The organism is Bacillus sp. RC251, assembly GCF_044908765.1.
In the GTDB taxonomy this organism is placed as follows: Bacteria; Bacillota; Bacilli; order Bacillales; family Bacillaceae_G; genus Bacillus_A; species Bacillus_A wiedmannii.
Genome location: NZ_JBIYDP010000001.1, coordinates 145,442 through 157,377, shown reverse-complemented (window position 1 = coordinate 157,377; position 11,936 = coordinate 145,442). Strand labels below are relative to the sequence as shown.

At 36.6% G+C, this 11,936-nt stretch carries 9 protein-coding genes and 2 pseudogenes; 1 reads left to right on the top strand and 10 read right to left on the bottom strand.

Going from position 1 to position 11,936, the window contains the following annotated elements; translation table 11 throughout:
- Positions 1-23: 23 nt before the first annotated feature.
- The 4 genes from hemY to ABH961_RS00815 form a co-directional block, all read right to left on the bottom strand.
- A complete protein-coding gene (gene hemY / locus ABH961_RS00830) occupies positions 24-1,445 on the bottom strand; it encodes a protoporphyrinogen oxidase (protein ID WP_048545322.1) in 1,422 nt (473 codons plus the stop codon).
- Between the two features lie 19 nt (positions 1,446-1,464).
- Positions 1,465-2,400, bottom strand: coding sequence for a ferrochelatase (hemH, locus tag ABH961_RS00825; protein WP_098049024.1), 936 nt, complete (start codon positions 2,398-2,400; stop codon positions 1,465-1,467).
- Between the two features lie 14 nt (positions 2,401-2,414).
- Positions 2,415-3,461 carry a uroporphyrinogen decarboxylase gene (hemE, locus tag ABH961_RS00820; protein ID WP_098077593.1) on the bottom strand — a complete coding sequence of 349 codons (1,047 nt, stop codon included), beginning with the start codon at positions 3,459-3,461 and terminating at the stop codon, positions 2,415-2,417.
- A 189-nt stretch (positions 3,462-3,650) separates the two neighbouring features.
- On the bottom strand, positions 3,651-5,768 hold the full coding sequence (locus ABH961_RS00815) for a transglycosylase domain-containing protein (RefSeq protein ID WP_098049020.1): 2,118 nt from the start codon (positions 5,766-5,768) through the stop codon (positions 3,651-3,653).
- Positions 5,769-5,895: 127 nt separating this feature from the next.
- On the opposite strand from ABH961_RS00815, the gene hmoB reads away from it, so the two are divergent.
- Positions 5,896-6,399, top strand: coding sequence for a heme-degrading monooxygenase HmoB (gene hmoB, locus ABH961_RS00810; RefSeq protein WP_048545330.1), 504 nt, complete (start codon positions 5,896-5,898; stop codon positions 6,397-6,399).
- A 169-nt stretch (positions 6,400-6,568) separates the two neighbouring features.
- Here the strand turns inward: hmoB and ABH961_RS00805 are convergent, their stop codons facing one another.
- The 6 genes and pseudogenes from ABH961_RS00805 to ABH961_RS00780 all read right to left on the bottom strand — a co-directional run bounded on the left by ABH961_RS00805 (position 6,569) and on the right by ABH961_RS00780 (position 11,926).
- Positions 6,569-7,984 (bottom strand): PH domain-containing protein, encoded by a 1,416-nt coding sequence (locus ABH961_RS00805; RefSeq protein ID WP_098068663.1) that lies wholly within the window; start codon positions 7,982-7,984, stop codon positions 6,569-6,571.
- On the bottom strand, positions 7,977-8,453 hold the full coding sequence (locus ABH961_RS00800; protein WP_001182711.1) for a PH domain-containing protein: 477 nt from the start codon (positions 8,451-8,453) through the stop codon (positions 7,977-7,979). Before ABH961_RS00800 ends, ABH961_RS00805 begins: the two co-directional genes overlap by 8 nt.
- A gap of 74 nt (positions 8,454-8,527) precedes the next feature.
- A complete protein-coding gene (locus ABH961_RS00795) occupies positions 8,528-8,824 on the bottom strand; it encodes a protoporphyrinogen oxidase (protein WP_098068694.1) in 297 nt (98 codons plus the stop codon).
- Between the two features lie 157 nt (positions 8,825-8,981).
- Positions 8,982-10,140: pseudogene (locus ABH961_RS00790) on the bottom strand (RNA-guided endonuclease InsQ/TnpB family protein).
- Positions 10,137-10,709, bottom strand: a pseudogene (locus ABH961_RS00785) (IS607 family transposase). Before ABH961_RS00785 ends, ABH961_RS00790 begins: the two co-directional pseudogenes overlap by 4 nt.
- A gap of 299 nt (positions 10,710-11,008) precedes the next feature.
- Positions 11,009-11,926: a hypothetical protein gene (locus tag ABH961_RS00780; RefSeq protein ID WP_098080582.1), complete on the bottom strand. Its 918-nt coding sequence runs from the start codon at positions 11,924-11,926 to the stop codon at positions 11,009-11,011.
- Positions 11,927-11,936: the final 10 nt, after the last annotated feature.

Below are 11,936 nucleotides of genomic sequence, written 5' to 3'. Positions count from 1 at the left end.
TGATTGAAGGCGTTTCTTATATTTTATTGTGCGAGTAATTCCGTCTCCATTACTTTTTCCAAATGAGATAGTACACGCTTTGCGGCTTTCTCACCTTGATCAATACAGTCCGGAAGACCAGAACCAGCGTAGGAACTACCTGCCAAGTATATACCTGGCAACTCTTTTTCCATAAATGTTGTGAGTTTCTTCATTCGCTCGTTATGGCCTACTGTATATTGGGGCATCGCTTCTTTCCAGCGACTTACGACTGTAAACTCAGGATCCTCTGTAATATCCATCGTCTTTCGTAAGTCTTCTAGTACAAGCTGAACGAGTTCCTCTTCTGTTTGTTCTACAACCGCTTCATCACCAGCTCGTCCAACGTAACACCTAAGAAGCGTTTTTCCTTCTGGTGTTGTATGTGGCCATTTTTTATGTGTCCACGTACATGCTGTAATTGTGTAGTCGCTATTTCGAGATACGACAAACCCTGTGCCGTCAATATCGCGCTGAATGGCTGATTGCGGGAAAGCCATTGCCACATTTGCAACTGATGTAGACGGAATATTGCGGAAGAAACGAAACTGCTTGTACTGTGCAAACATAGATGGCAATACTTTATGTGAGCTTGCCACTACGACCGCGTCCGCTTCTATTTCTTTTCCGTTACTAAGAGTAATCGTGTAAACATCACCAAGTTTTGCAACTTTTTCAATGCGAGTTCCCTTTATTATCGTACCTTCATGTATCTTCGCTTCGAGAGATTCTACTATAGATTCTAAACCTGTTTTCACTGTTTGGAAGATTCCCTTTTTCGGTTCAGATTTCTCTTTTTTCAGAGCAAGCGTACGCATACCGAGTGAAATACTGCGATGTTTCTGCTCAATTTGATACATTTGCGGGAATGTTGACATTAAGCTCATTTCATCGATATCCCCTGCATAAATACCCGATAGTAATGGTTCTATTAAATTTTCAACCACTTCGTTGCCGAGGCGATGTCTGAAAAAATGCCCGAGTGATTGGTCAGATACTGGCTTTGACCTGGGCATTAACAGATCAAAACCAGCTCTTAGTTTACCAATTGGGGAGAACAGCCTGGAAAATAGAAACGGCGTAATTTGCGTTGGAATTCCCATCATCGATCCGCTCGGCATTTTATGTAACCGATTGTTTACGAGGATAAATGATTGACCGGCCTTATTATTTACAAGTTCATCACCAAGACCTAATTCTCGCGCCAGTATAGAGGCACTTTCTTTTCGTGCTAAGAAAGAATCCGGTCCGCGTTCAATTGTAAATCCATCTTTTCGAACGGTTTGAATTTTCCCACCAAGTTTACCAGATGCTTCTATAAGTAATGTATCGATCGGCAAGTTCTTGTCATGAATATCTTTTTGTAAGTTATACATTGTTGTTAATCCTGTGATACCACCGCCGATGATTACAACTTTTTTCCTCAAGCATGCTCCCCCTTTCTTTTTACAATACAGATTCTTTTTTCTTTAATACAACATCTGTTAAGCAATCAATAAATGCGTCCGATGCATTTGGCATTTCTGGACGATAATATTTTGCGCCAATTTCATCTGTTACAACTTTACACTCAAAGTCATTGTCATATAAAACTTCTAAATGTTCCGCAACAAATCCAACTGGTGCATATACGAATGAAGTATAACCGTGCTTTTCATTTAGTTCTCTCGTTAAATCTTGTACATCTGGACCAATCCAAGGATCTGGTGTGTTTCCTGCACTTTGCCAGCCTACTGCATAGTTTGCTACTTCCGCTCCGCGCGCGATATAATCCGCCGTTTCATTTAATTGATCTGGATATGGATCGCCAAGCGCGATAATTTTTTCTGGTAAGCTATGTGCAGATACGATTAATACTGCTTTTTCACGCTCTGCTTCTGACATACCGTTATATATACCTTTCACTGCATCAACCCAGTACTGGATGAATTTCGGTTCTTTATACCAGCTATCAATGCCGTGAATTGTTAAGTTTCCAAGTTTCTCAGCTTCTTCTTGTGCTCGTCCTACATACGATTTCACGCTAAATGTAGAATAGTGTGGCGCAAGAACAAGTGCGATTGCATCTTGTATACCGTCGTTATGCATATCTTTCACTGCATCTTCAATGAACGGTTCGATATGTTTTAAGCCAAGATACATATGGTACTCTACTTCATCTTGTACTTCATTTAAACGCTGTTCTAACTTTTTAGCTTGCTCTAATGTAATAGTAGCTAAAGGAGAAATACCACCAATTGCACGGTAACGCTCTGTTAGATCCTCTAGCATTTCAGGACTTGGCTTTCTTCCTCTACGAATATGTGTATAGTAACGTTCAATATCTTCTTCTTTATATGGCGTTCCGTATGCCATTACAAGCAAACCAATTTTCTTTTTCATACAGCAATGCTCCTTTACTTCGCTAACTGCCCTTTAGAGTATTCATGAATAAATGTAGTTAAACGTTTTAATGTATCTGGATTTACTTCTGGGAATACACCGTGTCCTAAGTTAAAGATATAACCAGGCTGTTTCATCCCTTTATCTAAAATACCTTTTACATGTTCTTCAATAACAGACCATGGTGCAAGTAAGAATGAAGGGTCCATATTACCTTGTACCGCCTTATGAACGCCGCGTGCACGTGCTTCTTCGATCGGTAAGCGCCAATCTAAACCTACTACATCAAGCGGTAAGTCGTGCCATTCATTTACTAAATGCGCAGCTCCTACGCCGTGCATAATCATCGGTACACCCATCGTACGAACTTCTGCAAAAATACGCTCCATTGCTGGTTTAATAAATATGCGGTAATCTGCTACATTTACTGTTCCAACCCAAGAATCGAAAATTTGAACCGCTTTTGCTCCTGCGTTAATTTGCGCTTTTAAATATGTAATAACCATATCTGCTAGCTTATCCATTAAAGCGAACCAAGCTTTCGGCTCTGCATACATGAACGCTTTCGTATTATGATAATTACGAGATGGACCGCCTTCAATCATATAGCTCGCTAATGTAAATGGAGCTCCTGAAAAACCGATTAACGGTACGTCTAACATTTCTGTCGTTAATAAACGAATCGTATCTAATATGTACGGTACGTCATCTTCTGGATTGATTTCCCCTAGTTTTTCTACGTCTTGTAAAGAACGAATTGGATTATCAATAACTGGGCCAATACCTGATTTAATTTCTACATCCACACCAATTGCAGGTAGTGGTGACATAATATCTTTATACAGAATTGCTGCGTCTACGTTATATTGATCCACTGGTAACTTTGTAACGTAAGCACATAACTCTGGATTGTGTGTAATTTCAAATAAAGAATACTTTTCTTTTATCTTTCTATATTCCGGCTGCGAACGACCTGCTTGACGCATATACCATGCTGGTACATAATCAGTACGTTCCCCCCTACATGCTTTTAAAAATGTCTCATTTATAGTTCTTACCAAGACCCTTGCTCCCTTCCTTGCCAATGCTTTTGCTCTAAATACGTTCTATTCCGATATTTATCTTTTTTTACTATACAGCTTGTAAAAACAAAATGCATAACATTATGTACGTTGTTCATGAAATTGACACAAACATTCGTAAAACCGCTTACTATTTTCACAACATTCTTATTATAGCACAGAGAAAAACTATGGTTTAGCTACTTTTGACTTTTCTCCTTCACGTTTCGTTTGTGTGTTATATGGTACAACGTAAAAACTCGGTTTTGAAAAGATGTTAACGAACTTTTCCTCATATTCTCCGGCACCATTTACAGTGCCTACATGCGTATGAACTCCGTTTTCCACTCTATAAATACGATACATAATTCTTTCATCTGGAAGTGGTGTCCAGCTTAATTTTGCTTTAAATAAACCGAAAGGGCTAAACGCTAATTTCATTTTCACATCTTCAATCTTGCGCAAACGAATCGGAGCACCGATTGTTTCCACACCTTCTGGTTTCATAAACTGCTCTTTCTGTTCTACATTTGCCTTCGTTAAAATTTTCTTAAACAATTTCGTTGCTGACGCACTTTCTCCTTGCAACTGATGCTCTTTATCCGTACGGTCATAACCAATCCAAACAGCACCTACTAAATTTGGTGTATAGCCGACGAACCACATATCTCTAGCTCCATTTTCGTCATTTGGCAAGGAAGTTGTACCTGTTTTCCCAGCTAACGCCCCGCTATATACACCGGCTTTCGCTGTCCCTTCCTTTACAACTCCTTCTAACATTTTCGTCATATACCACGCCGTTTGTTTCGAGAATATTTTCGTTTCTACTTTTGGCGATTCTCCAATAACTGCACCGTGTCTATTTAACACTTTATCAATAACGTGCGGCTCAATAATAGCACCATTTGCTAAAAACGCACGATACATTTTTACAAGATCAAATGGTGAAACACCATTTTTCAATCCGCCAAGCGCTGTACTTAACCCTGCGTCTGCAATATGAACATTTCCTTTCTCTAAATATTGCTTTCCTTCTTCTACCCCTAACTCATTTAATAAAGAAACTGCCGGCACATTTGCTGACTCTAAAATCGCATCGTACATCGTCATTTCTTTCGAATATGAATGGTTATAATTTCGAGGTTCATAGCCTTCAAATGAATTTCTTTCATTCGTCAATAAAGAATACGGATTATACTTTTTCGTTTCGAGTGCTGGTGCATAGACGATAAGTGGTTTTAGCACAGAACCTGGCTGTCTTTTTGCGAAAATACGATTAAAGCCTCTCGGGACGTACTTTCTTCCGCCAATCGCCGCTTTAATTCCGCCCGTACGATTATCCATTAATAAAAAAGCACCTTGCGTCCCCTCTTCTTTCCCAGGGAAATTCCTTGCATCTTGAAACTGGTTATACGCTACCTTTTGAATCTTTTCATCCATCGGTACGACAAACGTATATCCTCCGCGCAGTACTTCTTGATGAGACAATCCGTATAAACGAGCTGCTTCATCTATAACCATATCAATATACGGCATATATGCGAGTTCATTCTCATCTAAGTTTTTATAAAGAGCAATGGTCTTTCCTTGATAACGTACGCTATCTTCGGCAGTCAAATAGCCTTGTTTATGCATAAGTGACAATACGAGATCACGGCGCTCCTTACTCTTCTCTGGAGAGAAATAAGGTGAATATCCATTTGGTGACTTCGGAAGACCTGCAAGCATCGCTCCTTCTTCTACTGTTAAATCTTCTACATTTTTATTAAAATACAATTTTGCTGCTGCTTGAATACCGTAAGCCCCATGCCCAAAATAAATATGATTCATATACATTTCAAGAATTTGTTGCTTCGTATATTTTTGCTCTAATTGAAGGGAAATTGCGACTTCCTTCAATTTACGCGTAACTGTTTTTTCACGAGTTAAAAAAACGTTTTTAGCGAGTTGCTGCGTAATCGTACTACCGCCTTCGACCTTCTCTCCAGCTAATGTATCTTTATAAAGAGCACGGAATATAGACGGATAATCAATTCCTTGATGCTCATAAAAACGAGAATCTTCCACCGCAATAAACGCCTGCTGGACATGCTTTGGAATTTGCTCGACTGGTACGAGATCTCTATTTTCTACATATAATTTCGTAATCTCTTTCCCTTTCTGGTCAACGATACGTGATGAAGAGTGGAAAACGAGCTGCTTTTCATCCATCATATAGCCACCAGCTAACACAATAAGTTTATAAAGTACAATCGCTAATACTAGCGTTGCGAATCCACCTAATAAAGTCCACTTTACTTTCTTCATACATCGGCCTTCTTTCCAAATGATGGTACATTTATTATTTGAAAAAGAAGTATCTTTATGTATATAATCTTCGAAGTTTTTTAAGAGAGTTGATATAATAGAAACAAACCATTAAGGGGGCATTAAAATGAAGGCTATTATTTCATACGAAACACCTCTAGAACAAGCACATTTCACTGCAAAAAATAATGAAAAAAATATGTTTTATAAAGAAAATACAGAAGAATCAGTAGAATCAGCGCTTCAATATGACGTACTAGACGCTGTTGGAGAATTTAAAGGACAACCTGGCTATATCGTTTGTAACAACATTTCTGTAACAGACGAAGGTCGCCCAGTATTTGAAAACCGTTTTAAAAACCGCGCAGGCCTTATTGAAAACGAACCCGGTTTCCAAGCAATCCGCGTTCTACGCCCATTAAGTAACGATACATATGTCATCTTAACGATGTGGGAAACGGAGCAAAACTTTAAAGATTGGACAGAATCACGTTCATTCGAAAATGCTCATAAAAAACGCCCTGCACAAGCGGAAGGACAAGCTCAGGCTCAGGTGCATCCACATGCAGAGCAGCAGAAAAGTATTTTCTCTCGTCCGTCATTTGTGACTACTTTTGATGTGTTAGTTTAAGGATTTTTGTACTGTGGTTTCTCCAAGGCTGCGGTACATGAAATTATATTAGCGATTTTTCGAATATATCGGCGCAACTCGAAATATATCAGTGATTTTTCAGATATATCAGCGATTTTTGAAATATATCGACTTATCGACAAATCACGACATAAAAAAGGAAACACCGTTACGCACCGGTGTTTCCTTTTTCTTTATACCAATTATATATACGAAGCGAATCTTTTTTTCTCATATGCTTTACTTCATAACCGCGCCCGGCTACCGCTACAAGAGTTGTACATAATTCATCTTTTCTTTGAAAATACGATTGATCATAACCTACTGCTTGAACATGTCTTCTTCGCATTATTCCTGTATATTTCGAAAAATTACGATATACAACCGTTAGTTGATTTTCTCTTAATTCATAACCACCACTTTTATATCTAGCATACGCAAGTAACGAAAACACGATAAATAACGGTAAAATAACAAACAACGCAATATATTGTTTAAAATATATACTCACGCTGGCAATTAGAACTGTGAGTATGATACTTATTAACCAGCCCATAATGAAATAACGACGCAACGCTGTTTTTGGTAAGTGAACGATCTCCGCTTCGATTTCATAAGGTAACTCTAAATATGTGAGAAGGGGCTGTACATCTTTTTTCTTCATAAATGGATGCAACATTACTTCGTTACTTGCTGCTCCAATACTTTGAATTGCTTCCACTTCAACAGCACAATAGCCAAACGGCTGGCGAAGCATACCTTCTTTTACAGTAATTGCTTGAATGCGGTGCAATTTTAAGACAAACTCTTTCTTTTCAAATAATCCTTGAACGATACGAATCTCTTCCCCTTTTCGCTCAATTTTAAAGTTTGCATATTTCAACACATATCCAGCCGTGGAAATAATCCATGAAATTACCATTAAAATTAATGCAATTACAATTAGTTTATAAACACCGTTTCCCATCACATACGCTTCTACTTTACTTGTGAATCCTTCAGGAAGAACAAAATCAAACTTTGTGTAAAGAAGTACTAGTCCAGAGAACACTAGTCCGAACCGACCAGATGTAATCGCTGCGGCTAAAACCTCTTTCGCTGTTAACTGATAAACCGTCTTGCTTTCTTCCTCTTCTATTTCTTCTTTTACAGTAGTTTCTTTCTTATGTAATAAAGAGATTAAATGTTTTGCCTCGTCTTCTTTAATACCAGCCAACACCACTTCTGGTTCATTACCACCACCCGCTACTTCTATATTTAACTTCATAAGTCCGAGCATTTGATAAATGATGTTAGAAGACGTACTAACATTTTGTACACGCTCTTTATTTAAATAGCTTTCCTTCTTTACAAAAACACCGTGCTTTATATGTAAAATATTATTCTCAATCCAGTACACTTTAAAATACCATTTAATTGCAGAAAAAATAGCCATGATGAATAAAACAACCAAAAGGAAAAGATAAAATAAATACCAAGGTTCCACTTGTTCATCAGGTTTAAATAAAACAAGAATAATAAGTGGCAACAAACTCGCAACCCTAATACCTAACAATATCGTGATCGGATGTTGCCTCTTATACATCCTCATCACTCACTTTCGCAAGTTCTCCAATTTGTCTTTTCAGCTGCTCTGCTTCTTCCTTCGTTAAACCTGGAATACTATGAGAAGTTGCTGCTGTGGAAATATGTAATTCTGCTAAATTATACTTTCTCATAATCGGGCCTTGTTCAATCGTTACGTGCTGCACACGAATCATCGGAATAAGTACGCGTTTTACAACGAACATTCCCTTTTGTATCTCAATCTCTTCTTCATTTAATCTGTAACTATAATAACGTTGACGTAAATTTGGAAACACGAAATAATCAAGCGGGATAAATGTAATAGCGCCTGTTACCAATAAGCCAAACAACCAGCCCCACCAGTTAAAATTGATCATAAAAAAGAAATACGCAATTACGACTGCTAGTATAACTGCCGCCCCAATTAAAGCGTGGATTCGCCACACTTTCAGCATATTAGAATGAATCTCCCTTTCTAACGGCTGCATCTCATCACTCCAATTATATGAATGTATTAATTATATATTAGTTGGTATATACATATTTGTAAAATTATAGTTTTCTACATCGTATCAATCATTTCCTTAAAATTCCCTTCATTAATCGAATACACTTGAAACTGAATGTAATCTATTTCATTTGTATTCGGACAGGCATATGGCAAAATGTTAAATTTAGAAGCAGATCTTCCTAACATATCTACAATCATTAGAGAAGCGTCAATATATTCGAAATCCACACGGAATACTACCGCTTCCCCTGTAAATTCATAATCTTTAATCGCATCATAAGACTTATTCGCACTAATTAACATCACCTTGAATAGTTGGTTTAAATTTTCTGGTTTAAAATTAATCATATACGCAGCTGCTACTAAAAATATAGACAAATGTATATTCTTAGAGTATTCCTGCTTCTACGTGCCCTGCCTCGCTAATCACTTGCTACTACAGTTTGCTATGACACTCCACAGGCGTAAATTCCGATGTAGCCCACCGTACATATATACAATCTATTTACGTTAGTATTGTATATTTTTTTGCTTGTAAAAGGTTGATCGCTGCGTTCAAATCTCTATCCATTACATTGCCACATTCACATGTATATACTCGGTCAGATAGTTTTAAATCCGCTTTCTTTTGACTGCAACATGAGCATAGCTTTGACGATGGATAAAACCGGTCTACTTGACGTAATTCAATTCCATATTCCTCACATTTCGTCAAAAGCCACGTTTTAAAAGCAAAAAAAAGACTGCTTGGCAATTGTTTTAGATAAATGTTTATTCTTCATCATACCTTTCACATTCAAATCTTCCACTGTAATAAACGTTGGCTTGGTTTTCACCACATTCGTTACAATAGACTTTACATACTCTATTCGAATATTCGCTAATCGAGCATGCAACTTTTGCACTCTAAGAACATTTTTATCTATATTCACTCTTTTATTAGTAACAGATTTTTCACCTCTCTTTTTTAGATTTTCAAATTTACGTGCTAAAGAGCGTTGTTCACGTTTTAACCGTTTTTCTATCTTTTTTACTTTTATTGTTTTGTTGATGTTTTCATGAACGATACCATCGCTACGTGTAGCAAAATCCTTCACTCCTAAATCAATCCCTAGACCTATTTTATTGAGTACTAACTTTGTTGCCATTTCTTCCAATTCGCAAAGTACAGATACAAAATATCTTCCTGCTCTTTGATATACTGTGCCACTCTTTACAGTTGCATTTTTAGGGATATACCCATATTCTTTTAACCTTGTCCAACCAATTGTGGGGATTTTTACTCTATGTCTTTCTACTGTCCAATCTGTTTTGTTGTTTTTCGGAAAGTAGCACTTCACATCTTGCTTCCTCTTTTTTTTATATCGTGGAAACTGAGATAAACCTTTAAAAAATCGCTTAAAAGCTTTATCTCCATTCATAATCGCTTGTTTTACCGCTTTGCTCGACACTTCTTTAATCCACTGATCACACTCTTTTGTATGAATGTTGTTTAGCCATTTGGAAAAGTCATAGCCACTAAGAAATTTCCCCTCCGACTCATATGCCTCTTTATTTTTAGAAATATACAGGTTATATACATATCGACACACCCCAATAGTTTGACGGATTTTACTAACTTGTTCAGTTGTCGGTTTGATTTCTATTAAATATGCTCTTTTCATAAGTCTCCATCCTCCGACATTTTCTTTTTGTATTTTCTCAACCCACATATTCTACAGCTAAATACATGAATGATAGATATTAAATCCTGAACAAGTTCTTCTTGAGGAGATAGTTTTTCATTGTTAACAATCATAATTTCCACTCCCATTTTACGAAGAAACTCTTCAAACCAATCATATCCAAAACGTACAAATCTATCTTTGTGTGCAATGATGATCGTCGAAATATTTCTTTCCATACAACTATCAGGTTTATTCCACTGTTTTCTTTTGTAGTTTAATCCGCTACCAATACCTTTGATAACTTTATCTACAATTATCCCTCGTGCATTTGCGAAACTCAACCTGATTTTCTAAATCATCTTTCTGACCTGGATTTGAATAACTACTTCGCCTACTTTATTTTCTTCTTGAATACTCATATATTCCTTATACTGTTCTTCTGTATAGTATCTTCTTCCTTTTTGGTTTCGCTAAGCAGGTAAAACACCTTGATTGTCCCACCTTTGCAATGTCTTAACAGAGACATTAAGCATTTCTGAAAATCCTTTTGGTTTATATTGTTTCATAATTACTTTTCACTATATATGCCTACTTTTGTCTATGTTTTTGTTTACTATTTCTTTCTCCTTTTTTTCAATAAAACACTATGAAAACAGTGTAATCTTATACTTTCATAGCTTTACACATCAATTATATAAAAAATAAAGCTAGTTTTTTATATATTTTTTGATATAATTACATACGGGAAACGGGAAGAATTTTGTCTTCCCTTGTGTTTTTATTTGCATCTAGTACTTTTGCTAGATGCTTTTTTTATGCTAAAAAAGGTACCCTCATATACTTTGAGGATACCTTTTCCATCAATTTAGTGCATTTCAACGATTGTACCATCTTCGAATACTTTAAATACACCAGTAAATCCTGGTCCACCTGCACCTTCTATTTTATATGTCGTACGCACTCTTATTTGATAATATTTCTTTCCATTCTCTACTTGCGTATTTTCTAGCGTGTAATCATAGTCTTCTTTATATTCATTTTTAATATATGCTTTCGCTTTCTCAAAAGTAAATGCATCTTGAGTCTTTCCTGTCTCTACTTTTTGATTCTTTTCTGCCTCAGTTTTGCCGTTCTTTTCTGTTACTGCCTTTTGATTTTTTTCTACCTCAGTTTTTTGAGTCTTTTCTGTTGCTACCTTTTGATTCGTTACTACATTTGTTTTTTGTGCCTTCGCAGCTTCATTCTGTGCAGTTTTTTCTTCTTCATTCATTTTAGTAACTAACCCTACCGCTTTTTTATTATATTCTTCAAGGTTTTTGTTATCTTTTGTTTCTGCAACTAGCTTATTTAAGATCTCTTTCGCTTCTGCATAATTTTTCTTACTTATTAACTCTTCACTTTTCGTCAGTTGCTCACTATACTTCTTGTTTTGCTCTAAGATGGCTAGTAATGCTGTGCGTTCTTCCTTTGCCTGTTTTACAAGCGTAGCATTTCCATTCTTCATGTTCTCTACTTTTTCAAATGACTTGATTGATTCTTCTATCTTTGTTTCTTCTTTTAACTTCACTGCTTCAATCATTACTTTCGTTTGTTCTACAAGCATCTTTGCATCTGAATCGTCTTTTTTCTCATCTAGCGCTTTTTCAAATGATGATAATGCATTTTTATATTCTTTATTCGTTAACGCGGTCTTCCCTTCATCCATTGCTTTGTCAAAATTTCCATTACTACACCCAGCTAACATTAAAAACGTAAGTCCAATTACCATTAATAACTTTTTCATTTTTTCTCCT